At 62.4% G+C, this 25060-nt stretch carries 21 protein-coding genes; 15 read left to right on the forward strand and 6 right to left on the reverse strand.

Annotated features, from left to right (window positions below; all coding sequences use genetic code 11):
- The first annotated feature begins 21 nt into the window (after positions 1 to 21).
- Positions 22 to 1155, forward strand: a complete 1134-nt coding sequence (locus C8K66_RS01210; protein WP_108524067.1) for an NAD(P)H-hydrate epimerase — start codon at positions 22 to 24, stop codon at positions 1153 to 1155.
- A gap of 128 nt (positions 1156 to 1283) precedes the next feature.
- On the opposite strand, the gene C8K66_RS30845 is transcribed toward C8K66_RS01210, so the two are convergent.
- A complete protein-coding gene (locus C8K66_RS30845; protein ID WP_158276037.1) occupies positions 1284 to 1448 on the reverse strand; it encodes a hypothetical protein in 165 nt (54 codons plus the stop codon).
- A gap of 3 nt (positions 1449 to 1451) precedes the next feature.
- Between C8K66_RS30845 and C8K66_RS01215 the strand changes: the two genes are divergently transcribed.
- The gene (locus C8K66_RS01215; RefSeq protein WP_046383389.1) at positions 1452 to 2177 is read left to right on the forward strand and encodes a dienelactone hydrolase family protein; all 726 of its coding nucleotides are present in this window, start codon (positions 1452 to 1454) and stop codon (positions 2175 to 2177) included.
- 37 nt (positions 2178 to 2214) lie between these two features.
- A complete protein-coding gene (locus C8K66_RS01220; RefSeq protein ID WP_017845770.1) occupies positions 2215 to 3903 on the forward strand; it encodes an HAD-IIB family hydrolase in 1689 nt (562 codons plus the stop codon).
- A 21-nt stretch (positions 3904 to 3924) separates the two neighbouring features.
- Here the strand turns inward: C8K66_RS01220 and C8K66_RS01225 are convergent, their stop codons facing one another.
- Positions 3925 to 4494, reverse strand: coding sequence for a GNAT family N-acetyltransferase (locus C8K66_RS01225; RefSeq protein ID WP_108524068.1), 570 nt, complete (start codon positions 4492 to 4494; stop codon positions 3925 to 3927).
- A 198-nt stretch (positions 4495 to 4692) separates the two neighbouring features.
- On the opposite strand from C8K66_RS01225, the gene mgtA reads away from it, so the two are divergent.
- Complete coding sequence (gene mgtA / locus C8K66_RS01230) at positions 4693 to 8274, forward strand: magnesium-translocating P-type ATPase (protein WP_108524069.1); 3582 nt, start codon at positions 4693 to 4695, stop codon at positions 8272 to 8274.
- 14 nt (positions 8275 to 8288) lie between these two features.
- On the opposite strand, the gene C8K66_RS01235 is transcribed toward mgtA, so the two are convergent.
- Positions 8289 to 8786 (reverse strand): BCAM0308 family protein, encoded by a 498-nt coding sequence (locus C8K66_RS01235; RefSeq protein WP_017845773.1) that lies wholly within the window; start codon positions 8784 to 8786, stop codon positions 8289 to 8291.
- Positions 8787 to 9039: 253 nt separating this feature from the next.
- On the opposite strand from C8K66_RS01235, the gene groL reads away from it, so the two are divergent.
- From groL to C8K66_RS01265, 6 genes are all read left to right on the forward strand, one after another.
- Positions 9040 to 10659 (forward strand): chaperonin GroEL, encoded by a 1620-nt coding sequence (gene groL / locus C8K66_RS01240; protein ID WP_057004093.1) that lies wholly within the window; start codon positions 9040 to 9042, stop codon positions 10657 to 10659.
- A 54-nt stretch (positions 10660 to 10713) separates the two neighbouring features.
- Entirely contained in the window at positions 10714 to 11274 is a 561-nt protein-coding gene (locus C8K66_RS01245; RefSeq protein WP_057004094.1) for a nitroreductase, read from the forward strand.
- Positions 11275 to 11400: 126 nt separating this feature from the next.
- On the forward strand, positions 11401 to 12000 hold the full coding sequence (locus tag C8K66_RS01250; protein ID WP_108524070.1) for a Spy/CpxP family protein refolding chaperone: 600 nt from the start codon (positions 11401 to 11403) through the stop codon (positions 11998 to 12000).
- 30 nt (positions 12001 to 12030) lie between these two features.
- Positions 12031 to 12438: a hypothetical protein gene (locus C8K66_RS01255; RefSeq protein ID WP_165933307.1), complete on the forward strand. Its 408-nt coding sequence runs from the start codon at positions 12031 to 12033 to the stop codon at positions 12436 to 12438.
- A gap of 47 nt (positions 12439 to 12485) precedes the next feature.
- On the forward strand, positions 12486 to 13370 hold the full coding sequence (locus C8K66_RS01260; RefSeq protein ID WP_108524072.1) for a universal stress protein: 885 nt from the start codon (positions 12486 to 12488) through the stop codon (positions 13368 to 13370).
- Between the two features lie 44 nt (positions 13371 to 13414).
- Complete coding sequence (locus tag C8K66_RS01265) at positions 13415 to 14104, forward strand: phosphoribosyltransferase (RefSeq protein ID WP_108524073.1); 690 nt, start codon at positions 13415 to 13417, stop codon at positions 14102 to 14104.
- Positions 14105 to 14125: 21 nt separating this feature from the next.
- Here C8K66_RS01265 and C8K66_RS01270 read toward each other — a convergent pair whose 3' ends face one another.
- A complete protein-coding gene (locus C8K66_RS01270; RefSeq protein WP_108524074.1) occupies positions 14126 to 15472 on the reverse strand; it encodes an erythromycin esterase family protein in 1347 nt (448 codons plus the stop codon).
- A gap of 116 nt (positions 15473 to 15588) precedes the next feature.
- Here C8K66_RS01270 and C8K66_RS01275 point away from each other — a divergent pair, with 116 nt between their 5' ends.
- The 3 genes from C8K66_RS01275 (at position 15589) to C8K66_RS01285 (ending at position 18436) form a co-directional block, all read left to right on the forward strand.
- Positions 15589 to 16281 (forward strand): c-type cytochrome, encoded by a 693-nt coding sequence (locus tag C8K66_RS01275; protein WP_256590880.1) that lies wholly within the window; start codon positions 15589 to 15591, stop codon positions 16279 to 16281.
- Positions 16278 to 18065: a DNA polymerase/3'-5' exonuclease PolX gene (gene polX / locus C8K66_RS01280; protein WP_108524075.1), complete on the forward strand. Its 1788-nt coding sequence runs from the start codon at positions 16278 to 16280 to the stop codon at positions 18063 to 18065. Before C8K66_RS01275 ends, polX begins: the two co-directional genes overlap by 4 nt.
- A 116-nt stretch (positions 18066 to 18181) precedes the next feature.
- Positions 18182 to 18436, forward strand: coding sequence for an Lpp/OprI family alanine-zipper lipoprotein (locus C8K66_RS01285; RefSeq protein ID WP_017845783.1), 255 nt, complete (start codon positions 18182 to 18184; stop codon positions 18434 to 18436).
- A 322-nt stretch (positions 18437 to 18758) separates the two neighbouring features.
- Here the strand turns inward: C8K66_RS01285 and C8K66_RS01290 are convergent, their stop codons facing one another.
- Both C8K66_RS01290 and arcD read right to left on the reverse strand, forming a co-directional pair.
- Positions 18759 to 19301 (reverse strand): Hsp20/alpha crystallin family protein, encoded by a 543-nt coding sequence (locus C8K66_RS01290; protein WP_046383400.1) that lies wholly within the window; start codon positions 19299 to 19301, stop codon positions 18759 to 18761.
- 88 nt (positions 19302 to 19389) lie between these two features.
- A complete protein-coding gene (arcD, locus tag C8K66_RS01295; RefSeq protein WP_052735791.1) occupies positions 19390 to 20880 on the reverse strand; it encodes an arginine-ornithine antiporter in 1491 nt (496 codons plus the stop codon).
- A 432-nt stretch (positions 20881 to 21312) separates the two neighbouring features.
- Between arcD and C8K66_RS01300 the strand changes: the two genes are divergently transcribed.
- Both C8K66_RS01300 and glgP read left to right on the forward strand, forming a co-directional pair.
- Entirely contained in the window at positions 21313 to 22518 is a 1206-nt protein-coding gene (locus tag C8K66_RS01300; protein WP_108524076.1) for an acetate/propionate family kinase, read from the forward strand.
- A gap of 24 nt (positions 22519 to 22542) precedes the next feature.
- Positions 22543 to 25044, forward strand: a complete 2502-nt coding sequence (gene glgP / locus C8K66_RS01305) for an alpha-glucan family phosphorylase (protein ID WP_108524077.1) — start codon at positions 22543 to 22545, stop codon at positions 25042 to 25044.
- The last annotated feature ends 16 nt before the right edge of the window (positions 25045 to 25060 follow it).

A 25060-nucleotide genomic window follows, 5' to 3' on the forward strand; every position in this document is an offset into this window, starting at 1 on the left:
GCGATCGAGAGTGTGAAAAGCATGAACACGTTGAGTCCCGACCTCGATAACGGCGCGCGCCAGGCGGCCTTGCTGACGGTGCGCCAGATGGCGGAAGCCGACCGGCTTTCGGTGGTTGCCGGCGTGTCGTCTTTCGAGTTGATGAGCAATGCCGGCGCGGCGGTGGCACGCGAAATCCAGCGGCGCTGGACACCCCGGCCGCTGCTGGTGCTCTGCGGGCCGGGCAACAATGGCGGCGATGGTTTTGTCTGCGCGTACCGGCTTGCGCAAGCGGGCTGGCCAGTGCGGGTGGCGATGTGGGGCAGTCGCGCCGCGCTGAAAGGCGAAGCCGGGCAACATGCACAGCGCTGGCCCGGCGAGGTGCAAGCCCTGAGCCCCGCGGTGCTTGAAGGGGCCGAGCTGATTGTCGACGCGGTGTTCGGCGCCGGTCTCGCCCGTGCGCTGGAGGGGCAGGTGTTGGACACCCTGGCTGCGGCTGGCCGTGGCACGGTGCCGATTGTCGCGGTCGACACGCCCAGCGGAGTGATGGGCGATAGCGGTGAGTCGTTGGGCGCGGTGGCGGCGGTGCTGACGGTGACGTTTTTTCGCAAAAAGCCGGGGCATCTGCTGTTACCGGGGCGCGATCTGTGTGGCGAAGTGATTGTGGCCGATATTGGCACGCCCGAAGCGGTGCTCGACGCCATCGTCCCCCAGGCATTTGAGAATCACCCTGGGTTGTGGCTGCCCGATTTACCGCGAGCCGGTCTCGATACTGTCGCGGGGCACCCAGCGGTCGTTGCGGCGGATGCCACGCAGGTGCTGACCCTTCACGAGAGCGAATTTCGGCGGATGTTCGACTTCGTCGGCGACAAACTGACCCGCACTCGAGCCGCTGCCCAGCACGGCTCGGCTGTGGTTGTGCATCGCGGCAGTGACACGGTGATTGCCTGCCCCGATGGCCGCGCCGTGATCCATTGCAGTGTGCCCTCGGCCGCCACCGGCGAGCTTTTGGGCGGCATTATTCGGTGGCTGCGGACCCAGGGCATGCCGGCCTTTCCGGCTGCGGCAGCGGGCGTGTGGTTGCATGATGTGGTCGCTGCCGAATTCGGCCCAGGGTTACTGGCCAAAGACGTGCCGAATCTTTTACCTGGGTTATTGCGTCGACTGTACGGCTGATTGTCCGTGGACATGTCGGCGAGTGGTGTATTGCACGTCAAATGTCCGATTTGAAACGTGGATGGGCGTGCGTTTGATATTTATCAAGTACGCTTTGCCGGAAAAGCGCAGTTTAACCCGCAGAGGCTTCAGGTCATCGTCGTGTATCCAACAGAGCAGGCCGGGCTTTTTTCGGTTTTAACCTGATAGGCGCTCATGCCCAATCCATCGACCTGACGAACAATCAAAAAGAAAGATGAAGCCACTCTTGAAGTACCTTGCCCCTCGAAAAGGTTATATACGAAGGTATTCAACTAATGGCCTCTCACTGCGGTGTTGCAGTATCTGAGCTCCAATACAAAAAGTTTAACTTTGCCGGCTATGAATTGGCCGGTGATCTGCGATTGCCGCGAGGCGCCGAAAGCCTGGTCGTTCTCGTCCATGCCAGTGGCGGCGGTCATTCGAACCCGCGTAACCATTTTATCGCGGAGTACCTGGCGCGCCACGGGATGGGCACCTTGGTGATCGACCTGCTGACAAGGACAGAGCAGCGCTGGGATAACCTGACCGGTGTGCTGCGTTTCGATATTGCATTGCTCGCCGATCGACTGGTCAAGGTCATCGACGCAATCGCCCGAGACGCTGAATTACGCCGTCTTGCCATGGGCTTGTTCGGTGCCAGTACGGGCGCCGCCGCCGTGCTGGTCGCCGCGGCTCACGTGGGTGGTGTGCGGGCGGTGGTCTGTCGAGGCGGGCGCACCGATCTGGCCGCCCAGGCGTTGTGCGAGGTCAAAGCGCCGACGTTGCAAGTGGTGGGCGCGGAAGACCCGATGATCCTGCGCTTGAATGTGCGGACCAGTCGGGCGTTGCACTGCACGCAAAGCCTGGAGGTCGTCAAAGGCGCGACGCACCTTTTCAAAGAGCCGGGCACCCTGGCGGACGTAGCCAGGCTGACCGGCGATTGGTTCGAAAAGTACCTGCACAAGGAACCTTTGCCCAGCGAGCCTCTGCCTGGAATCAATGGCAAGGTTTCATCTTCTTAGCGCGGGCCTGTACAACCCAACCCGTCATGGAGCGAACATGCATTTCTTAGCCTTGGCGGTCGACTATGACGGAACCATTGCCGAAAACGGCAATGTTCCCGAACACGTCTGTACAGCGCTTGCCGGCCTCAAGGCCAGCGGTCGCAAGTTGCTGTTGATTACCGGCAGGGAGTTGCAGGCGCTCAAGCATCATTTTACCCAGCTCGATCTGTTTGACCTGGTGGTCGTGGAGAATGGCGCGCTCCTGTACGACCCGCGCACTGACACCGAGGAACTCATCGCCGATTCGGCCTCGACCGCACTGGTGGAGCGCCTGCGCGACAAAGGGGTTTCACCCTTGTCCGTCGGCAGGTCCGTCATTGCCACCTGGCATCCGTTCGAGGACGCGGTGATCAGCTCGATTCGCGAGCTGGGCCTGGAGCTGCAGATGACGTTCAACAAGGACGCGATCATGGTCCTGCCGACGGGGGTGAACAAGGCCTCGGGGCTGAGTGCCGCGTTGCTGAGGCTGGGCATCTGCGAACTGAATGTGGTCGGCGTGGGCGACGCCGAAAATGACCACGCGTTTCTCGCGATCTGCGGTTGTGCGGCGGCGGTGAACAACGCGATCGACTCAATCAAGGCCCGCGCGGACATCTGCCTGAGCCAGGATCACGGGCGCGGGGTCTGCGAGCTGATAGACATGCTGCTGCAAAAGGACGCCGCGCTGGTGCCGGTCGAGCGTATCGGCGTGCAACTGGGGCGGACCGCCGATGCACGCAAGGTGTGGTTGCCGCCGGAATCGGTGCTGCTGGTGATCGGCAATTCAGGCTCCGGCAAGTCTAGCTACGTGACCTGGCTGACAGAACGCATGGTCGAGGCCCACCAGGGCTTCTGCATCATTGATCCGGAAGGCGACTATCTGTCGCTGGACGGTGCGGTCACGGTCGGTGGCCTGACCACTCCGCCGACAACCGAAGAATCGTTGCATCACCTGTTACAGGCGCGGCTTAACGTGGTGGTGAGCACCCTGGCCCTGGACCCGGCCGCCCGCGTGCAGTTGTTCGGCGAATTGCTGCCGTTTATCCAGCAGCTACGCAGCAGCACCGGCCGCCCGTACTGGATGGTCGTGGACGAGGCCCACTACATGCTGCCCCATTGCGCCGCTTGGCCTCCGGGGTTTCTGGCGAATATGGGGGCGATCATCGTTGCCCTGGACTTCGATCAAGTCTGCCCGTCGCTGCTGGACGCGGTAGACGTACTGGTGACCCTGGGCAGCACCGCCCGCGAACTGGTCCAACGCTACGCCCAGCATACGCAGCGACGCTGCCCCGAATTCCCGGCGCGCTCATCCGCGCCCGACTATTTCTGTCTGTGGGACGTTCGTCATGGCGGCGACGTGGTGCTGATGGCGCAGCAGCAACCCGAGCAGAAACATCATCGCCACAGCGGCAAGTATGCGGTCGGGGATGTGGGCGCCTGGCATGCATTCTACTTTCCCAGCCTTGACCAGCGCGCTTCGAACCTTGCGGAGTTTTTGTCTTCGCTTGCGCGCCTGGACGATCCCGCGTTCCGCCAACACCGCGAGGCCGGGGACTTTTCCAACTGGTTTCGCGAGGTGATCCGCGACGACGTGCTGGCCAACGAAACCCGTCTGCTGGAAAACGATGCATCTGTACCGCTGCGGGATGCCCAGGAACAGATCGCGCACCTGGTGCAATCGCGTTACCACTTGGAACCGCAGTGAATGGTCGGGCGGCGTGCGCGTCTACAGTTCCAGCTCGTGAACGATGCGATCAAAATCCCGGCCCAGATAGGCCGAGGTAAAACCCAATTGTTTGTACAAGCCATGAATCGGGTAATCGGTCGACAGGTCCGTCGAGCACATTTTGCGAAACCCCTCACGCTTGGCGGCATCGATCAGATGCCCCAGCAATAAACGGCCCAGGCCCCTGCGCAGCCACGGGTCGGCGACGGCGACCGCGCAGTCGCACTGTTCGTCCTGATCGGTGGCGCGCCGATAGCGGCTGACACCGATTACCTGCAACTCGCCGTCATGGTGGATCAAGGCCAGGTAGCCGCGGCTGATCTGCGCCGACTCGCTCAGCAGTGTATCGATTGCGCTCGCATCGACATGGGTCACCGCGCCCAAAAACCGGAACCGCAGCGACAGCGGCGACAACCGCTGAAAAAAATGCAGCAGGCCCAGGTGATCGTGCGTCGACAACGGACGGATAAGCACATGCGTTCCGTCGTGCAGTTTTTCCAGCCAATGCTCGGCGGGCGAGGTTTTATCCATCTCGGCAATCAGAGCAGCGGTGTGTTGATTAGCTAGCATTGGGGGGCTCCAGCGCACAGTGGGGTCGAAGAACGGCCCTGTTCACACTGAGGGGGATGCGCGGCAGGCGTATTGATCAAGGTCAGAAAGCGTGATGCGGACTAACAGACCGTCCAGGGGCAGGTTGACCTGGATCAAACGGCCCCGCCCAGACCGCGCCAGAATCGGACTCTCTGCTGATTCGCTCAGGGGCACGGCATGCCTGTCAAACCGCCCACTGCTGGTTTCATCGATCCGGCTGTACCTGAAGAGGAACAGCATTACAGCCGTTCCGCGCTGTGGCTGACGTGGCTGCTCGGCGCCGCGATGTTTGCGACAGTGGTCGGCGTGGCGCTGCAATTCACCGATGTCGAATCCTTCACACACTTGCTGACCCAGGCAGAGCCGCTGTGGCTGGTCGGCGCCCTGGCGTTGCAAGTCCTGACGTATATGGCGCAAGGGCAGGTCTTTCGGGTGGTGCTCAGGGCCGGGGCGCAGCCGCTTTCACTCTGGGAGGCGGGCAAACTCAGCGTGATGAAGCTGTTTGTCGATCAGGCCCTGCCGTCCTCCGGCATCAGCGGCGCCTTTGCGGTCGTGGCCTCCTTCGTCCGCCTCGGGTTCGCAAAACCGCTGGTGCTGGCGAGCCTGGTGCTGGATTTGTCCGGGTATTTCCTGGCCTATGCGGTGTCGGTCGGCGTGGCGTTACCGGTGGTGATCTTCCAGGGCCACGCCACGCCTGCGGTGGTGACGGCATGCCTGGTGTTCGTTGCCGTCAGCCTGTTGCTGGCAGTGGTCACGCCAAGGCTGGCCGGCAATCGGCGCCTGGTCGCGCATTTGCCGGGGCGCCATTTTCCGATTGTAGCCAGAATCGCGTCATTGCTCACCGGGGCCGACAAGCAACTGGTGCGCAGCCAAGGGTTACTCTGGCGGATTACCTTGCTGGAATTGGTGATCATTGTGCTCGACAGCGCCACATTGTGGGTGCTGGTGCGCGCGCTGGGTGTGTCCGCGCCGCCGTTGGGGTTGTTTGCCGGTTTTATGCTGGCCAGCGTGCTGCGCAGTATCGGCATTGTGCCGGGCGGGCTCGGCGCCTTTGAAGCGGCGGCGGTGGTCACGCTGCATTGGGTGGGGGTGAACATTGCGGTGGCGCTTTCCGCCACGTTGTTATTCCGCGGGCTGACGTTCTGGTTGCCGATGCTGCCCGGCCTCTGGTTGGCCCATCGTGAGTGGCGATCCAACGTCAAGCCGCCCACCCGCGTGGCAACCGGCGATTATTGGAGCCCGCCAGTCGGCCAGGTGTTCAGCAGCCTGCACAGCACGCCGCAGGGCTTGAGCGAGGCCGACGCCAACGCGCGGGTGCGCAGCGCACCGGCCACGCCCAAGGACCGACCGCGTGGCCTGGCCCGGTTGGTGCTGGAGCAAATGCGGACGCCCTTGGTGCTGATCCTGATCGTGGGCGCGCTGGTCGCCGTGGTGGTGGGGGACTGGCTGGATGCGGCGATTGTCGGCTGCATCGTGCTGATCAGCGCGGTTCTCAGCGCCTGGTATGAAAATCGCGCCAGTACGGCGGTGGAGCAACTGCGCAGCAAGATCGCGCTGCGCGCCACGGTGCGGCGCGACGGCAAGGCCGTGGACATCGCCGCCAGCGAGGTGGTGCCGGGGGATATCCTGATACTCAGCGCCGGCAGCCTGATCGCGGCCGACGGTCGGATCCTGCAGGCGCTCGATTGCTTCATCGGTGAAGGCCTGCTCACCGGCGAAACCTTCCCGGTGGAAAAATTGCCGGGCGACTGCGCCGCCGATGCCACGCTCGGGCAGCGGCATAATTGCGTGTTCATGGGCACCTCGGTGCGCAGCGGCACCGCCGAGGTGCTGGTCACGCGCTACGCCTCGGACAGTGAGATCGGGCGCATCGCCAAGACCCTGACGCTGCGCCCGCCCGAGACGGAGTTCGAGCGTGGCCTGCGTCGCTTCGGCAGCTTGCTGTTGCGGGTGATGCTGGTGATCACGATTGTGGTGTTCGGCATCAATATCCTGCTGCATCGTCCTGCGCTCGACACCCTGTTGTTTGCCATCGCGTTGTCCATCGGGCTGTCGCCGGAACTGTTGCCGGCGATCCTGAGCATCACGCTGGCCAAAGGCGCGCAACGCATGGCCGCCAAAGGGGTCATCGTGCGGCACCTCAATGCGATTGAAAACCTCGGGGCGATGGACATCCTGTGTACCGACAAGACCGGTACGCTGACCCGCGGCGTCGTCGTGCTGGACGGCGCCATGGATCTGGCGGGCAATGCCGATGCCACGATCCTGCAACTGGCGGTGTTCAACTCCAGCCTGCAGACCGGCATGCGCAACGCCATGGATGATGCGATCACCCTGGCCGGCAAAACCCTGGCGCCATGCCCCGGCGCGAGCAAGCTCGATGAAGTGCCGTATGACTTCGTGCGCAAGCGCCTGAGCGTGGTGGTCGCGAATGCGCCTGAGGCCGCCCGGCTGATGGTGACCAAGGGGGCGCTGGACAATGTGCTTGAGGTTTGCACACAGGTGCGCCGCGGCGAACAGTTGCTGGCGCTGAGCGACACCGAGCGGGCCGCCATCGCGCAGCGTTTCGCCGACTGGAGCGAGCAGGGCTTCAGGGTTTTGGGCCTGGCCACGCGGGTCTTGCCGGACCAGCCGCACTACGGCCGGGATGAAGAAAAGGCCATGACCTTCCGCGGTTTTCTGTTGTTCTTCGACCCGCCGGAGCCGGGGGTGAAAGACACCCTCGCCAACCTTGAGCGCCTGGGTGTGCAAGTCAAGATCATCAGTGGCGACAGCCATCTGGTCGCCCGCCATGTCGGCATGGCCGTGGGTCTGCCCGTAGAGCGCATCATCACCGGCGCCGAGCTGGCGGCCATGAAAGACGAAGCATTGATGCACCTGGCGCCACTGACGACGCTCTTTGCCGAGGTCGACCCCAACCAGAAAGAACGCATCATCCGCGCCCTGCAGAAGACCGGGCACGTTGTCGGCTATATGGGCGATGGCATCAACGATGCCCCGGCGCTGCAAGTCGCCGATATCGGGATCTCGGTGGATAACGCCGCCGACGTGGCCAAGCAGGCCGCCGACTTCGTGTTGCTGGAGCACAACCTCGACGTGTTGCGCGAAGGCATCGAAGAGGGCCGGCATACCTTTGCCAATACCTTGAAGTACATTTCCATCGTCTCCAGCGCCAATTTCGGCAACATGATCAGCATGGCCCTGGCTTCGTTGGTATTGCCGTTCCTGCCGATGCTGGCCAAGCAGATACTGCTCAACAACTTCCTGTCTGATATCCCCTCCATGGGGATCGCCAGCGACAACGTCGACCGCGAATGGGAAAACACCCCGCACCGCTGGAATATCAGGGAAATCCGCAACTTCATGGTGGTGTTCGGGCTGGTCAGTTCGCTGTTCGATGTGCTCACGTTCGCGGCCCTGTACCTGCTGGCGGAAAAGGGCCCGGAAGTGTTTCGCAGCGGCTGGTTCGTCGAATCGCTGCTGACCCAACTGCTGACAATCTTCATCGTGCGAACCTACCGCCCGTTCTACCAAAGCCGCCCGGCCACACTGCTGTTGCTCAGCGCCTCGGCCATCGGCCTGCTGGCCGTCGGGCTACCTTACAGCCCGATCGCGTCCTGGTTCGGCCTGGTGCCCTTGCCACTGCCGATCCTGCTGACAGTGCTGGCAATCAGCCTGGCCTACATGGGCACGGCGGAATGGGTCAAGCGGCTCTTTTACCGTCGCCAGCGGTTGAGCCGCGCTCGCGCTGCGCCGTAGCGTGGCGTGAGGGGTTACTCGTTACGTGCCCACGTGACGTTCACGCCGTACTGACTATCGCCGTAGCGGTACTGCGCCTTGCCTTTGAATGCGCCTTCCAGTGCATGCGCCAGGCGATTGGCCAGATGAATACCGGTGGTGGTCACCATCAGGTCGTCCGCCACCTCCGTCACGCGCATGATGCGCTCCAGCGCATGCTCGGCCATTTCGGTTTTTTCGGTGTTTTCGATCAGGTGGATGATTTCATCATGGTGCTTTTGCAAGAAGCCGCCCGATAGCATCAGGGTGCCGGCCGGCATGTTGTCCGCGATGCGGCGGCAGGCCGGGCAGGTGACGGTTTGCGCGTCATGCACCACCGCGTTTTCAGGTCGGTTCCAGGTCCAGTTCCCGGCCTGATACACCGCGTCGCACTGCGGGCACACCGCCGAACCTTCAACCCGCGGCAAGCAATAGGGATCATGGGGCGGCGTTTTGAACAGCTTGTTTTTCTGACTCTGCTGATACTTGTCCATGGTGTTTCTCCTGACGCATCGAGAGGGGCAAACCCGCGTGTTGACGATCGGGTGGATTTCACAGGTTGATTTGGACGCTGTTTCCGCCCGAGCGGGTTGATTTTTGTCAACTCGCAGAGCGCCCGGCGACCGCCGGTGTAAGCGTCGCGGCGGGCGTCGGCAAGGGGTGTGAGTTTGTTGATAAAAGTCAACCTCGCCGCAGGCACTTCAGAGAAGCATGCAAGTTCCGTCGACGTGAGAGGAGAGCACCCTGATGGCTCACAGTAAAATCGTGTTTCGCGCGGCTGCCCGCGAGAAGATCCTCAGCGGCGCCACCCAATTGGCGGACGCGGTGCGCGTGACGCTGGGGCCGAAGTCCAAGTCGGTGTTGATGCAGAACAAGTGGGGCAACCCGACGGTCTGCAATGACGGCGTCACGATTGCCAAACGCATTGACCTGCAGGACCCCGAGGAGAACCTCGGCGCGCAAATGCTGCGCCAGGCCGCGGAACGCACGGGTGACGCGGTCGGCGACGGGACCAGCACGTCAACGGTGCTGGCCCATGCGATCCTGGCCGATGGCATCCGCAACGTGGTCGCGGGGGCCAGCGCGATCGATCTCAAGCGCGGCCTGGATCGGGGCCTGCAGTTGGTCGTCGAGTCGCTGGCGGCGCAGTCCCGACCCGTCAGCACGCCCAAGGAAAAAGCCCAGGTGGCGACGCTGTCGGCGCATAACGACGCGGTCATCGGTCAACTGGTGGCCGACGCGCTGGAGAAGGTCGGCGTTGAAGGCGTGGTCAGCGTCGAAGAGTCCAAGACCACCGAAACGGTGGTCGAGGTCATGGAGGGCATGCGTTTTGACCGGGGTTATGTCTCACCTTATTTCGTCACCGACACCGAGAAAATGCAGGTCGAACTCGACGATGCCTGCCTGCTGCTCTGTGACCACAAGATCGGCGCACTCAAAGACTTGCTGCCGTTGCTGGAACAGGTCGCCAAAAGCGGTCAGCCCCTGGTGTTGATCGCAGATGACATCGAAGGCGAAGCGTTGACCACGCTGGTGGTCAACCACATCCGCGGCGTGCTCAAGGCTGTGGCGATCAAGGCCCCGGGCTTTGGCGACCGGCGCAAGGACATGCTGCAGGACATGGCCGTATTGACCGGCGCCACGGTGGTCTCCAACGAACTGGGGATCAGCCTCGAACAGGTCGACCTGCAGCAGTTGGGACGGGCCCATCGGGTGGTGGTGTCGAAGGACAGCACTTCGCTGATCGGCGGCGCCGGTACACGCGCAGCGATCGACGCACGCCTGCAGCAGATCCGCGGGCAAATGGCGGCTACCACCAGCGATTACGACCGTGAAAAGCTGCAGGAGCGGCTGGCCAGGCTGTCCGGCGGCGTCGCGGTGATCCGGGTCGGCGCGCCGTCCGAAGCCGAAATGAAAGCGCGCAAGGACGCCCTGGATGACGCGATCTCGGCGACCCGCGCGGCGATCACCGAAGGGATTGTCCCCGGCGGCGGCCTCGCGCTGCTTAAAGCTGTGCCGCTGATCGCCGCCGAGGAAGCCCGGCAGGAGGGCGATGTCCGCACCGGCCTGCAGATACTGCGTCGGGCATTGGAAGCACCGGCGCGGCGCATTGCGGAAAACTCTGCGGTGGACGCCGGCGTGGTCGTTGCGCGCATGCTGGCGGAGCCGGGCAACATTGGCTTTGATGCGTCCGCCAATACCTATGTCGACATGTACGAAGCCGGCATCATCGATCCGACCAAAGTCGTGCGTATTGCCCTGGAAAATGCAGTTTCCGTCGCCAGTATCCTGCTGCTGACCGAAGCGACCATTACCGATATCCCAGAAAAAGAACCGCCAGCCCAACCGTCGTTCCCTGAAGGTTGAGCACCTGCTCGCGCCTTGCTTCGATTTGAATCGCCCTGATGGAGGCATGCACCCATGAACGTAACCAAGGCAATCGCCGGCCGGCGCTCGACACGTGACTACACGCCAGAACCGCTCGATGAAAAACTCATTTGTCGCTTGATCGATGCCGCCGCCCAGGCGCCCAGCGCGATGAACCAACAACCGTGGACGTTCACGGTGATCCGCGACCAGGCGCTGCTGGAGCGGGTTTCCCGCGAAGCCAGGGCCTGGATGCTCGCCACCACGCCCGCAGGAACGCACTCCAGCCACTTCCAAGCGTTGCTCAGCGAGGACAGTTTTCAGATTTTCTACCACGCGCCGGTCCTGGTGCTGATCTCGGGCAACGCGCCCAATCAGTGGATTGTCGAAGACTGTGCCCTGGCGGCCGAGAACCTGATGCTCGCGGCGTATGCCGAGGGGCTCGGGACGTGCTGGATCGGTTTCGCCCAGGGCTTTCTGAATACGCCGCAGGGTAAGCAGGCGCTCGGCCTGCCCGCCGAGTGGATGCCCGTGGCACCGATTATCGTGGGGCACCCGAAGTCTGTGCCCGCGCCCATCGTGCATAAGACCCCAGAGATCCATTGGATAGGCTGATGCCCCAGGCAGGGCTACCGTTGATCCAGCGGTTGACCGGTGTCTCGGTTTTCTGACGTGGATCAGATCGCCCGCCAGGCCGGCTCCTATGCTCGGATTGAACCCACGACGTTGAGATGAGCTGAAATGAACAAGCCACGCTTGCTTGGCCAGTGCTTGCTGATCGCGGCAAGTGTTCTGCTGTTACCGTCCACCGGCGCGTTTGCCAACCCCGCGATGCCAGGGTTAGGGCTAGGGCCAGGGCAGGGCGGTATGTTCCGTCACGCCTCGAATTTCGATTGGGTCAAGCATACGCAGCAGACCCTGGAAGAACTCAAGGGCAAGCTCAGTCTCAAGCCGGAGCAAATGCCCGCCTGGGAAACCTGGGCCGCAGGCGTCATCGCAGACGCCAATCAGCAAGTGGAAAACGACAACCCAGCCGCTACTGACAAGGCAAGTGCCAGACAAGCGCTGAAGGACGAAACAACACCGCAGAGAATGGCCAAAGGCATAGAGCGCCTGCGCACGCAAACCAGCTGGATGCAGGCGCAACTGGTCCGTCTGGACGCGGCTCAGGCACGCACCCAAACCTTCTACGATGCCCTCGATGCCCAGCAAAAAACCATCTTCGATCTGTTCTGGACGGTGATGCATCACCGCATCGCCGATCAGGACGGTTGGCGAATGCCCATGCACATGGCATGGCCGCAAGGGTGCGGCGGGCTCAACCCGACCAGCCAACCGTAATGCTATTCGCGAGCCTCCTGGGTAAACATCATGAACAGTGACTCAGTAAAACAGTGCGTGCTGACAGGGTTCATCCTGCTGGCTGCCGCCGTTGCATTGCCGGCGCATGCCGGGCCGCATGGCGGTGGGCATGGGGGCGGGCATGGGGGCGGGCCGGGCTGGTGGGGGTTTGGCCTCGGCCTGGGACTGGGTTGGGAAGCCGCGCGCATCGCCACGCCGTATTACTACCCGACGTATCCGGTTTATTACTATCCCGCCCCGACGTACTACTACCCGGCCAGCCCGCCGACGGTGGTGGTCGAGCCTCAGCCCGTCACGGCCGCGCCATCGGCCTGGTACTACTGCGATTCCGCCAAAGGCTATTACCCGAGCGTACGCCAGTGTCCTGAGGGATGGCGCATGGTTCCCGCGACGCCGCCGCCTGGCCCCATCCGTTAAGACCCCGGACGCGTGGGCTGTTTTTCATTCCTCCCTGGAGCCAGATCATGAGCCAATACCAGTGTTTGTTACTGATCATCAATCCCGCCCTGCGTGACTCCCCGGCAATCGGCCATGCTGCCGCCCTGGCCAAGGCCAGCGGCGCGAGCCTGCATATTGTCGCGCTGGCAACACCGTTGGACATCTTGTTGCTACTGGCCGAGAACGTGCGTGAAAAGGCCCGGGCCAGCTACCTCGAGGACCACCGCGACTGGCTGAACGCCCAAACCAAGAACCTCCACGCCCTGGGGCTCAACGTGACCGCCCAGGTGACCTGGGCCACCAACCTCAAGCAAGACATCCTGGATTACGTCACCGAGACGCAGCCCGATCTGTTGATCAAACAGGTTCAGCAAGAGTCCGCGTTCAAGCGTGCGTTCTTCACCCCGCTGGACTGGCAGCTGCTGCGCGAGTGTCCGATTCCGGTCTATCTGGTCGGCGGTGGTGGGCATGCCTTGCCGCGCATCGTCGTGGCAGCGGTTGACGTGTCGAATGTTCAACCGGCCAACAGCGCGTTGAACCAGCGCATCATTGAGCAGGCCACCAGCCTGGCGCTGCAATGCGATGCCGAGCTGCACCTGCTGTATGCCTGCGATATGTCGACGATCTACATGGCTGACATGGGCGGTATGGCCCTGTCCAATCTCAGTAAGGACCTGGCGAGCAAGGAGGAAAAAACCTTCCTCGAACTGGCGCGAGACTATGGCGTGCCTTCCGATCGTCATCACTTCGTTTTGGGCAATCCGGTTGCGGTGTTGAGTCAATTCGCCAAGGAACACCAGGTGGATGTGATCGTGATGGGCCGGGTCCAGTATCACGGCATCGAGAAGCTGCTGGGCAGTACCACCGAACACATTCTCTATCAGGTGCCTTGCGGCGTACTGGCGGTCTAGCGCGGCAAAGGCGGTGTGCAATGAAACGACAGATGAGGTGACCCATGAGTTATAGCCCTTCGCTGCAAACGCTCTGGCAGGATCGGTCGGTGGCCGGCCAAAGCCTGGTGGAGCCGTTGCTCAGATACGCCCGCCGCCCCGACGTGATCATCCTGGCCTTGCCGCGTGGCGGCGTCCCGGTGGCGTATGAGGTGGCCACGGCCCTGCAGGTGCGCCTGGATCTGATGGTGGTACGCAAGCTCGGCATTCCGTCCCAGCCCGAATTCGCCATGGGCGCCATCGCCAGTGGCGGTATCCAGATCCGCAATGAAGAGGTGCTGCGGGCTCATTCGATTGATCAAGACAGTTATGACGCGGTGGTCGCCCGCGAAACTCGCGAGTTATCGCGCCGTGAGCAGGTTTACCGGGGCACGCGGGCGCCGCTGCAGTTGAAGGATCAGGTGGTCATCCTGATCGATGACGGCCTGGCCACAGGGGCCTCGATGCTCGCCGCGATCCAGGCGGTGCAGGTGCAGGCCCCGGCGCGGATCGTCGTGGCGGTGCCGGTCGCGCCGCTGGATACGGTGGAGACCCTGCGCTGCATCGTCAATGAAGTGATCTGCCCGCTGATTCCTGAGCGGATGATGTCCATCGGTTACTGGTACTCGAACTTCCCCCAGACCACCGATGCAGAGGTCATTGAGTTATTGCAGCGGGCCTGGCAACGCGAATCGACTGAAGCGCACCCGCTGTAGATGCGTCGCGCCAGGTGAGCCTTACACACCGAACGGAAAGGTTTCGTCTTCCGCTTCCAGCTCCTCGTTTTTGGGCAGTGCCAGGGCCTTTACCGCCTGTGTCTGCTCGAACCAGAGCATGGCGTCGAACTGTTCGGCCAGTACCGCTTCGAAGTAGTGGCTGTTGCGTTCGGTTGTGGGCCGGTAAATCACGCCAATCGCGCGTTCCAGCAGGGTGGCGGACAACACCGTGCGCAGCTCGGCGCGCTGCGGGTCGCGCCAGTCGGTCAACGACGCCGGCACGCCGGCTTCGAGGAACTGATGCTCCCAACTGTCGGGACGGGAAGGCCGCACCGCCTTGATGAGCATCTCGGCGTCCCAATCGTCGGCCGCCGCCACGTGGCCACGGTCGGTGCTCATGCCGATCAGCACGGCGTCGCGCCCATAGGCACTGCGGCACAGCTGGCCGATGTTGAACTGGCCCTTCCAGCCCATCTCCGTGGCCGCGGCATTGCCGATATGCGAGTTGTGCGCCCAGACCACCGCTTTGGCCTGCGGGCCCCGGTGCTCCAGCAGGGCGCGCAGGGTGTCGAACATGTGGCGGTCACGCAGGTTCCACGACGCGGTCGAGCCGCGATAGACGGCGCGGTAGTACTGTTCCGCCGCACGCACCACGCGGGCGTTTTGCGTGGCGTTGAAAAAACTTTCGTCATCCTGGATGAGCCCGGCCAATTGCTTGGCCAGCATCACGTTGAGTTGTTCGACCACCTGCGGTTCACAGGGCATCAGGCCATTGCGTTCGACGAAGTGACCGTACAAGGCCGGGTCATCCTGCCAGGGCGTCAGGCAGCCGTAGCGCCGTCGTGCTTCCTGGGCCAGTTGCGGGTCAACGCTGTCCAGATAGTGCAGCACCTCATGGATCGAGTTGCGCATGCTGTAAACGTCGAGGCCACGGAACTCCACGCGGTCTTCACTGGCGCGTTGATGGTTGTAGCGGTGCAGCCAGTGGGCAAAGGCTTTGACCTCGGCGTTGCGCCACATCCAGGTGGGGAAGCGGCTGAAGATATGGCGTTTCCAGGCCGACGGGGCCAGCCCTCGGACGTATTTGTCGACATGCCCTGCATCGGGCCAGTCGGCCTCAACGGCGACGATGGAGAAGCCATGCCGCTCAATCAAGCGTTGCGTGATGGCGGCTCGGGCGCGATAGAAATCGCTGGTGCCGTGGCTGGCTTCGCCGATCAGCACCACCCGCGCATCCGCGTAGCGATCGAACATTTCGCCGAACGCTGCAGAATCGAACGCCGGCAGAGGCTCGGCAAATTGGCGCAGGACCGCGGCGATGGCGGCTCTATCGACCTGCCGAGACGCGCCATAGTGTTTATCCAGCATGCGTTGGGCGGGTGTGCTCACGGCCGTCGTCCGGTTCAGTGTTTATCTATTCCTACACCCTGACTCAGGTGAATCATTGAGTTTTGTCAATAAAGCCTGCACGGCCTTGAGCCAAGGTGGCTGAACCCGTTACGCGCCGGCTACCGACGCTGCTCATGGAGGCTTGTGATATGAGGTGCTCTATCAATCGATCACACCTGACGCTTGCCCTCTGTGTGGTGGCCCTTGTGGGCTGTACCGACACCCGCGACCGGGCATCGCAAAAAACCGCATCCATGCCCGCGCTGGCCTTGGTAAACGACGTGTGTTCGCTGTGCCACGGGCTGACGGGGGAGTCGGTAGCGCCGTTGTTTCCCAAATTGGCCGGCCAGCAAAAAGACTACCTGAAGCAGCAGTTGACGGATTTCAAAAACCATACACGCATGGATAAAGCCTCGACTCAATACATGTGGGGCTTTACCCATTTGACCGAATCGCAGATCACTGAACTGGCGGACTACTATTCAAAACAGCCGGCCATGCAGGCTGAAGCCGAAACGCCTGACGCGCGGGGCGAATTGATCTTTCGCCACGGCGTGCCGGAATCCGGCATCGCTCAGTGCAGCGCCTGTCATGGCGCCGAGGGCCGGGGCCATGGCCAGACCCCACGCGTGGCAGGCCAGCATGCCGCGTACATGATTCGCCAGATCCAGGTGTTTCAACAGGCCGACTTGCGTGAGCGCGGTGACCTGACGAGCCAGATTGCGCACACACTGTCGGACGCCGATGCCGAGGCGGTCGCGCATTACATGGCCAGGCTGGGGCCATGAAGCTCACGGCCGTACCGCAGGCGCCCAGCGCGCCGACCTCGACGGTCAAGCGCTCGCGGGCGGTGAGTAATGAGGAGATTGCCGCGGTGTTTGACGATATCGCCGACCTGCTCGAAATCGATGACGCCAACCCGTTTCGCATCCGCGCTTATCGGGTTGCGGCGCGCACGCTGAGGGCGCTGACGGTCGAGTTGGCGCCGCTCATCGCACGTGGGGAAACCTTGCCGAAACTGCCGGGTATCGGCGTCGATCTGACGGCCAAGATCAGTGAAATCGCCAGCACCGGTGATTGTGCGCTACGGCAACGCCTGCGCTCGACATTGCCGCCTGGGCTGGTTGAACTGCTGTCCATCGCCGGCCTCGGCCCCAAACGCATCAAACACCTGTATCACGGCCTGGGAATCGAAACCGCGCAGCAACTGTGCGAGGCCGCCGAGCAGGGCCACATCCGCCACGTGCCCGGTTTTGGCGAAAGGCTCGAGGCGCGCTTATTGAGCGCCGCGCAGAAGGGGCTCGGAAAGGATCGCCGGTTGCCGCTGGGCGTTGTCGAGCCCGTGGCGCTGCAGTTGATCGAGTATCTGCATCAACTGCCCGGGGTCGAGGACGCGAGGTTGGCCGGCAGTCTGCGGCGCATGCGCGATACCGTGGGCGACATCGACATCCTGGTGGCGGCAGCGCCCGCAGTGGCGGTCACGGCGCACCTGATCAAGCACCCGGAGGTGTCCACCATATTGGTCAAAGGCCGCACGCGGGCCAGTGTCGTACTGGACTCCGGCCTGCAAGTCGACATGCGGGTGGTCAAGCCTGCGGACTGGGGCGCCGCGCTGGTGTATTTCACCGGCAGCAAGGCGCACAACATTGCGATTCGCAAGCAGGCGCGGGAACAGGGTCTGAAGCTCAACGAGTATGGCGTGTTCAGGGGCGAGGAACGCCTGGCGGGTGCCACGGAGGTCTCGGTTTATCAGGCCCTGGGGTTGCCGTGGATCACGCCGGAGCTGCGCGAAGATCGCGGTGAGGTCGCGGCGGCACTCAGCGAGCGTTTGCCCAGGCTGGTGGAAGTGAGTGATCTCAAGGGTGACTTGCACGCGCACACCTGCGACGCGGATGGCGCCAATACCCTGGAGCAGATGGCACTGGCCGCGCAGCAAGCCGGGTTGGAATACCTGGCGATCACCGATCATTTCCTGGACAGCGAGCGGCTGCTGAAGCAGATCGACCAGATCGATGCGCTCAACGCCCGCCTGCGCGGCATCACCTTGCTCAAGGGGGTTGAAGTCGAGATCCTGGAAGATGGCAGCCTGGGGCTGCCAGACACTGTCCTCGCTCGCCTGGACCTTGTGGTGGGCGCGGTCCACACGCATTTCGGCCTGACGCTGCGGCAACAGACGCAACGCCTGCTCAGAGCCATGGATCATCGCTATTTCACGCTACTGGCGCACCCGCTGTGTCGCCTGATCAATCAGCGCGCGCCGTTGAACATGGACCTGTCGGCCGTCATCAGGGCCGCCTCTGCACGCGGCTGCTGCCTGGAACTCAACGCCCAACCCCAGCGCATGGACCTGTTCGACCTTCAATGCCAATACGCCAAAGACCAACACGTGCTGATCAGCATCAATTCGGATGCCCAGCGCACCGCGGATTTTGCGTACTTGCGCTACGGCGTCGCGCAAGCCCGGCGTGCCTGGCTGGAAAAGGGCGATGTACTCAATACCCGTTCGCTGAGCGCGCTGAAGTCGTTGTTGGCCGCTACGGCAGGCGGACGTCCGCAAGGCGCCGGGAACTGACGGTTCGGTCTGATTCTTGGTCGAAAGTTGACAAAAATCAGAGCCCCGCACCGACGGCGCCGGATACTTGAACCGTAGCCGGAGCGTTCCTGCTACGACCCTCAAGGAGAATACCCATGAATATGCGTTTACCCGTAGTGTTGCTCAGCGTCCTCCTCGCGTTATCGGCTGGTTGCAGTAACAAACCGGCCAAAGAACTGGATGCACGCCTGGAGGCTGCTCAAAGCACTGCGCTGTCGGCACGCGCCAGAGCCGATGAAGCCTACTCGAAAGCGGAGCAGGCGGCGATGGCGGCCAATCAGGCGCAACAGACTGCCGACCAGGCCAATGAGCGCGCCAGCCGGATGCTCGAAAAAGCCAGCCGCAAATAGTGAACGGTTGCAGCACCCGACACGTCGTCGGGTTTGCTGCAAGACAGCCGCAGGCCTGCAACCAGCCCTGCCAGGCAGCACATCTGGCACCTGCGCGTCGACTCAACAGCATTGGCTTGGTTTTCCCCGACTATCATCTCTTCGCGTAACGGACTGCCGCTGAACATGTGGCTTAGGCTGACGTTCGGCAGGCGTTACCTGTGCATTCGCACGCTCTTGAAGATCGAGCTGTTCGATATTTTCCGGGGATGAAGCGTTGAACCACTGCAGATAAAAAAAGCCCCTTGTCGGTTTCCCGCCAAGGGGCAGTGCAGCCTGGGATTCATTCGCCTTTGATCGGCACGACTTTATCCGCTTTCATGGCTTCTGGCTTTTTCGGCAACGAGATGCACAGCACGCCTTTGCTGAAACTCGCGTCGATCTTATCGGCATCAATACCTTTGGGCAGGTTGAACACCCGCTCGAAGGAACCGTAGTGACGCTCGCTAAGGTGGTAGCCTTTGCGTTTTTCTTCCTTGTCCTCCTGTTTCTCGCCTTTGATGATCAGGCTGCCGTTGGACAGTTTGACCTCAATGTCTTTCTGATCCATGCCGGGTACTTCGGCGGTGATCTCGTAGCTTTTGTCTTTCTCGGTGATGTCCACGGCAGGCATGCCATGGCCGATCAGCTCGCGACGCCAGAACGGTTCAACGTCGAACAGCCCCCGGCTGAAGGGCGACAGGCCGGAACCGAGATTGAAGTCATCAAACAGGTGGTCCACCTGTTGCCGCAGTTTTTCCAGCGGCCGCCACAGGTCTGTCGTCACGGGATGCTGGTCGGATTTGTGTTCGGTAGTGACCGGCATTTTTTTTGCGGAATTGCTCATCTTTCGGTACTCCTCTTCAGATAGAAGGCAGGCAGCAGAACGGCCTCTGCGCGGCCTGCCAGGACAGAACACGGGGGCAAGCCCATCGTTACAAGGTCAGCGTCCCCGACCACAGCATCCAGCCGGCATAGGCCGCGGCCGCCCAGATGATGATCAACAGGCCGGTCTCGGGGCCGCTGAGCGCTTGTCCCTGACGGGCGCGCAGGGTGCCCAGGTAGATCAACGAGCCCGGGGCGTAGAGGAGGGCGCTGAGCAGCATGTATTTCGGCCCGGCGGCATAGAGCAACCACATGCAATACAGCGTGGCGACGGCCGCGATGGCCATGTCGCGCAATTGCAGGGCGCGGTGGCCGGCATAGGTGTCACCCTTCCAGGTCAGTTTCAGCGCATACAGGCCGCTGAACAGGTACGGCAATAGAATCATCGAGGTGGCCAGGGAGATCAGCGCGAGATAGGTAGCGCTCGAATACAAGGTCAGCAGCAGGAACAATTGAATGCAGCCGTTGGTCAGCCACAGCGCATTGGCTGGCGCGCCTTGGGTGTTTTCCACGCCCAGCGAGACAGGCATGACCTTTTCCTTGGCGGGCGTGAACACCGACTCGGCCGCCAGCAACGTCCAGGCGAGCAGGGCGCCGCCGACCGAAACAATCAGGCCGATGCTGATCAGCACCGCGCCCCATGGCCCGGCCGCGGCCTGCAGCACGCCCGCCATCGAGGGGTTCTTCAAGGCGGCGAGTTCCGGTTGTTTGAGCACCCCCAGCGACAGCAAGGACACCGAAATCAGCAGCAACAACGTGATGACAAAACCGATCACCGTGGCCCGCCCGACATTGGCCCGCTCCGCCGCACGGGCAGAAAACACGTTGGCGCCCTCGATCCCGATAAACACCCAAACGGTGACCAGCATCGTGCTTTTGACTTGATCGAGCGTACTGCCCAACGCCGGCGAGCCCCAGAAGTCGACAGTGAACGTTTCACGCTGGAACGCGGCGATCACCAGGCCGATGAACAACAGCAACGGCACGATCTTCGCGACCGTCGTCAACGCATTGGCCCGCGCAGCGGTGCGCAAGCCCCTGAGGATCATCCAGTGCAACGCCCACAACACCACGGACGCACCGGCGATCGCCGCCTTGTTATTGCCTTCGCCAAACACCGGGAAGAAGTAACTCAGCGCAGCGAACAGGATCACCAGGTAACTGACGTTGCCGATCCAGGCACTGATCCAGTAACCCCAGGCGGAGTTGAAGCTCAGGTATTCGCCACCCAGCGCACGCGCATAGGCAAACACACCGTTGTCCAGCGCGGGCTGGCGGTTGGACAGGGTCTGATAGACCAGCGCCAGCGACAGCATGCCGACGCCGGTGATCAACCAACCGATCAGAATCGCACCGGCGCCCGCACTGGCAGCCATGTTTTGCGGCAGGCTGAAAATGCCGCTGCCGATCATCGAACCGACCACCAGGGCAATCAACAAGCTCAGCGACAAGCGCTTGGGTTCTACCTTGCGCAGACTGCCTGCCACGGGTTGGACAGCCGGCGGGACGATCGGTTGAGAGCCTTGCAGATGCGTAGCCATGACGAGCCTCCACGAAAACGTGAGTATCTGCACCGTCGAATGCGAGGGTGCGACTGCTGCATCTAATTTCTGCGCGAAGGGGCTGGGTCTGGTTGATTTAGATCAGATGTAAGTGTCTGCGGATCAGTCGCAATACTTAACTGATTGAATTGTTTTTCAAAAAACATTTTTTCGCGGGTGTTTTCGTCGTGAAACGCCAAAGTGTTGTTCGTCGATGATATTGATACGCCAGGAGCGCGCCGAACCGTAACGGGAACATTTTATTGAGGAAGGTCAAGCCGCCGCGCCCCGTGGATGCCAGGATAAGGCCAACCTGGGGCAAGGTTCCCTGTAACCTCATCGAGTGTCGAGGCGGCCCATGATGCGAGCATTACGGTTACTGCTTGGCGGCTCCCGTCAGGCCGTGGATTCCCCGGCGCTGTGGAGCCGCGCATGATGGATGCCCCTTGCCCGGCGTTGTTGGTGCTGAATGCGGGCTCTTCAACCCTCAAGTTTTCCCTTTACTTCGTGACGGCACCAACGGTCCATTGCCTGGGCAGCGGCATGATTGAAGTGCGCCAGGGCAGGGCAACGCTGGTGTATCAGGCCCCAGGATCCGAGGCCGAACATCAGGAGCAATGGCGCGCCGACAGTTGCATGGACGCAGTTTCCCTGGGCAACCTGATGCGTTGGCTGGGCAGCAACCGCCAATGGCAGATTGTCGGCGCGGCGCATCGGGTGGTCCATGGCGGCGCCCGTCGGGAAGTGGCTGCGCGGGTCGATAGCGCGCTGATCGACGAGATACAACGACTGATTCCAATGGCACCGTTGCACCAGCCCTTGTGCCTGGCACCGATTCTCCATATGGCCCGCGAGCATCCCGAGCTGCCTCAGGTGGCCTGCTTCGACACCGCCTTTCACCACACACTCGACCCGCTGGAAACCTTGTACGGCCTGCCCCGGGCACTGAGCGAGGCGGGCCTGCGGCGTTACGGCTTCCATGGTTTGTCCTACGAGTACATTGCCGGGGTCCTGGCGGATTACGACCCGCGCGCGGCGGCCGGGCGCACCCTGGTCGCACACCTGGGCAACGGTGCCAGCCTGTGCGCGATGCGTAACCGCATCAGTTGCGGCACCACCATGGGGTTTTCCACCCTGGACGGGCTGTTGATGGGCACCCGCCCGGGCAACCTGGACCCCGGCATCGTGCTGTACCTGCTGCGCGAACGCGGCATGAGCGCGGCGGCGGTCGAACACCTGCTGTACCACGAGTCCGGATTGCTGGGCGTCTCTGGCGGTGTGGCGAGTGACATGCGGACGCTGCTGGCCAGCCACGCCGAAGGGGCCGCGCAGGCCATTGAGTTGTTTGTACGGCGTGCCGTCAAGGAAATCGGCGCGCTGGCCGCATTGCTCGGCGGGCTCGACGCGTTGGTGTTCACCGGCGGCATTGGCGAACATGCACCCACCGTGCGTGACGGGATTCTCGACGGTTGCGCCTGGTTAGGCGTAACCCGCAACCAGCACCCTCCCACCGGAGCCTGCCTGACGACGCCGGACAGCCCGGTATCGGCCTGGGTCATAGCCACTGATGAAAATGCAGTCATCGCTCGACACAGCCTGGCCTTGCTGCCGGCGCCGGCATCGAGCGAGGCGCTTTAGCCACTATCGCCTTGAGGTGTCGACGTGTATGCATTCTTGCCACGCGAACTGCCAGAGCAGTTGCGCGCATTGACCGAGCTTGCGCTTAACCTGCGCTGGACCTGGAACCATGCGCTCGACGAGCTCTGGAAAAGCATCGACCCGCAGCTGTGGGAGCGTACCCACAACCCCTGGTTGATACTGCAGAACACCTCGCCGCACCGGCTAGGAGAACTCTGCCGAGATGCGACGTTCTCGCAAACCCTCGCGCACGCCATCGAAGAGCATCGGCACTACCTCAGCGAGCCGGGTTGGTATGCGCAGCAGACAAGCGCTGGCGATTCCAAGCGGATCGCCTACTTCAGCATGGAATTCGGCCTGAGCGAGGCGCTGGCGCTTTATGCCGGCGGGCTCGGTGTGCTGGCCGGGGATTACCTGAAGACGGCAAGCGACATGGGCGTACCGGTGCTCGGGGTGGGGTTGCTCTATCAGGAAGGCTATTTTCGACAATCCATCGACGCGATGGGGCGCCAGCAGGAGGCCTACCCCTATAACGACCCCACCAGCCTGCCGATCCAGCCGACGTTTGGACAGGACGGCGCGTGGTTGAAAATCCCCTTGGTGCTTCCCGGCCGGACCCTGTATTTACGCGTGTGGCAGGCCATCGTCGGGCGTACCAGCCTGTACCTGCTCGACAGTAACGACCTGCTCAACGGCGCCAGCGACCGTGGCATCACCTCGAAGTTGTACGGCGGCGGTTCGGAGATGCGCTTGCTGCAGGAAGTGGTGCTTGGCATCGGCGGCTGGGCCACACTCGAAGCGTTGGCGATCAATGTCGATGTGTGCCACCTCAACGAAGGTCATGCTGCACTGCTGGTGCTGGAGCGTGCCCGGCGCTTCATGCATCAGAAGAGCACATCGTTCCAGGAAGCCTGGTGGGCGACGCGGGCAGGCAACGTGTTTACGACCCATACGCCAGTGGCTGCGGGTTTCGATGTGTTTTCCGCGGAACTGGTGCTCAAGTATGCCCGCGGCTATCTCGACGACTGCCGCCTCACATCGCACGAGTTGCTGGCGTTGGGCAGACGCAATCCGTCGGACGCGGATGAACCCTTCAACATGGCTTTTCTGGCGCTGCGTGGGTGCGCTCAAGCCAATGGTGTGAGCCGCTTGCACGGCGAGGTCAGCCGACGGCTATTCAGCGATTTGTATCCCCGCTGGCCTGTTCAAGAGATACCGGTGGGGCATGTCACCAACGGTGTGCATGTGCCGTCCTGGGACTCAATGTGGTCCGATCATCTGTGGACCACAAGCTGCGGCAAGGAGCGTTGGCGCGGCGCAGTCGAGTTGCTGCCGGCGACGGTCGCCAACAATGACGACGAGGCCTTGTGGAACATGGCTGCCGAGCAACGGCGCGACCTGGTGAGCTATGCGCGCAAGCGCCTGGCCTGGCAGCTCGAGCAGCGTGGCGAATCGGCGCAGCAGGTGGCGGAGGGCGGGCAGGTGTTTGACCCCAACTGCCTCACGCTCGGGTTTGCGCGACGCTTCACCGACTATAAGCGCCCGAACCTGCTGCTGCACGACAGCGACCGCCTGGCGCGGCTGTTAACCAACGAGCAGCATCCGGTACAACTGCTCATCGCTGGCAAGGCTCATCCCGCCGATGAGCGCGGCAAGCAACTGATCCAGGCATGGCTCGACTTCGTGCATCGCCCGGGGCTGCGCCGGCATGTGGTGTTCCTGGAAGACTACGACCTGGAAATGGCCCAACACCTGGTGCAAGGCGTCGATGTCTGGATCAACACCCCGCGTCGGCCCTGGGAAGCCTGCGGCACCAGTGGCATGAAGGTGCTCGTCAACGGCGGGTTGAACCTCTCGGAACTCGATGGTTGGTGGGCGCAAGCGTACCAGCCCGCCTATGGCTGGGCGATCGGGGATGACGCGCCGAGCGATGACGACGTCGACGCCGAGCGCTTGTACGGTCTGTTGGAAAACGAGGTGGTCCCCACGTTCTATTCACGCGATGCACAGGGTATTCCACGCGACTGGGTGCAACGCATGCGCGCCAGCATGTCGCAGCTGGGGCCGTACTACAGCAGCAATCGCATGCTGCAGGAATACCTGGAGCATCTTTACCAACCGGCGATTCAGGCGTTTCGACGCCGCCGCGAGGATAACGCGGCACTGGCGCGCACGCTCCATGCCTGGCAGAAGGCGTTGACGGCGGCCTGGGACAATATTCACTTCGGCGCGGTCGAGGGGCATCGCGATGGCGACTGTCTGAGCGTTCGCGTGCCGGTCTATTTGGGTGAGATCTCGCCTCTGTGGGTCAAGGTGGAACTCTATGGCGGCCTGTGCGACGAGTACCCCGCAGAGTGCTTGCTGATGAAAGCCGTCGATGTGATTCCGGGTGCCATCCAGGGTTATATCTATTCCATTTCGGTCGCCGCCACGCGCCCGCTGGAGCACTACACTCCGAGGGTTCGCGCCTGGCACGCGGATGCCTTTCTGCCAGCGGAAAACCCATTGATTGCGTGGCAGCGTTGAGCTGTGATGCGCCTAT

This window comes from Pseudomonas sp. GV105 (assembly GCF_003058185.1).
Classification (GTDB): Bacteria; Pseudomonadota; Gammaproteobacteria; order Pseudomonadales; family Pseudomonadaceae; genus Aquipseudomonas; species Aquipseudomonas veronii.

What these genes read in the sequence shown, in the direction of transcription:
- C8K66_RS01210 (WP_108524067.1), top strand. Translation starts at nt 22, where the DNA reads ATGAACACGTTGAGTCCCGACCTCGATAACGGCGCGCGCCAGGCGGCC.
- C8K66_RS01215 (WP_046383389.1), top strand. Translation starts at nt 1,452, where the DNA reads ATGGCCTCTCACTGCGGTGTTGCAGTATCTGAGCTCCAATACAAAAAG.
- C8K66_RS01220 (WP_017845770.1), top strand. Translation starts at nt 2,215, where the DNA reads ATGCATTTCTTAGCCTTGGCGGTCGACTATGACGGAACCATTGCCGAA.
- C8K66_RS01225 (WP_108524068.1), bottom strand. Translation starts at nt 4,494, where the DNA reads ATGCTAGCTAATCAACACACCGCTGCTCTGATTGCCGAGATGGATAAA.
- mgtA (WP_108524069.1), top strand. Translation starts at nt 4,693, where the DNA reads ATGCCTGTCAAACCGCCCACTGCTGGTTTCATCGATCCGGCTGTACCT.
- C8K66_RS01235 (WP_017845773.1), bottom strand. Translation starts at nt 8,786, where the DNA reads ATGGACAAGTATCAGCAGAGTCAGAAAAACAAGCTGTTCAAAACGCCG.
- groL (WP_057004093.1), top strand. Translation starts at nt 9,040, where the DNA reads ATGGCTCACAGTAAAATCGTGTTTCGCGCGGCTGCCCGCGAGAAGATC.
- C8K66_RS01245 (WP_057004094.1), top strand. Translation starts at nt 10,714, where the DNA reads ATGAACGTAACCAAGGCAATCGCCGGCCGGCGCTCGACACGTGACTAC.
- C8K66_RS01250 (WP_108524070.1), top strand. Translation starts at nt 11,401, where the DNA reads ATGAACAAGCCACGCTTGCTTGGCCAGTGCTTGCTGATCGCGGCAAGT.
- C8K66_RS01255 (WP_165933307.1), top strand. Translation starts at nt 12,031, where the DNA reads ATGAACAGTGACTCAGTAAAACAGTGCGTGCTGACAGGGTTCATCCTG.
- C8K66_RS01260 (WP_108524072.1), top strand. Translation starts at nt 12,486, where the DNA reads ATGAGCCAATACCAGTGTTTGTTACTGATCATCAATCCCGCCCTGCGT.
- C8K66_RS01265 (WP_108524073.1), top strand. Translation starts at nt 13,415, where the DNA reads ATGAGTTATAGCCCTTCGCTGCAAACGCTCTGGCAGGATCGGTCGGTG.
- C8K66_RS01270 (WP_108524074.1), bottom strand. Translation starts at nt 15,472, where the DNA reads ATGCTGGATAAACACTATGGCGCGTCTCGGCAGGTCGATAGAGCCGCC.
- polX (WP_108524075.1), top strand. Translation starts at nt 16,278, where the DNA reads ATGAAGCTCACGGCCGTACCGCAGGCGCCCAGCGCGCCGACCTCGACG.
- C8K66_RS01285 (WP_017845783.1), top strand. Translation starts at nt 18,182, where the DNA reads ATGAATATGCGTTTACCCGTAGTGTTGCTCAGCGTCCTCCTCGCGTTA.
- C8K66_RS01290 (WP_046383400.1), bottom strand. Translation starts at nt 19,301, where the DNA reads ATGAGCAATTCCGCAAAAAAAATGCCGGTCACTACCGAACACAAATCC.
- arcD (WP_052735791.1), bottom strand. Translation starts at nt 20,880, where the DNA reads ATGGCTACGCATCTGCAAGGCTCTCAACCGATCGTCCCGCCGGCTGTC.
- C8K66_RS01300 (WP_108524076.1), top strand. Translation starts at nt 21,313, where the DNA reads ATGATGGATGCCCCTTGCCCGGCGTTGTTGGTGCTGAATGCGGGCTCT.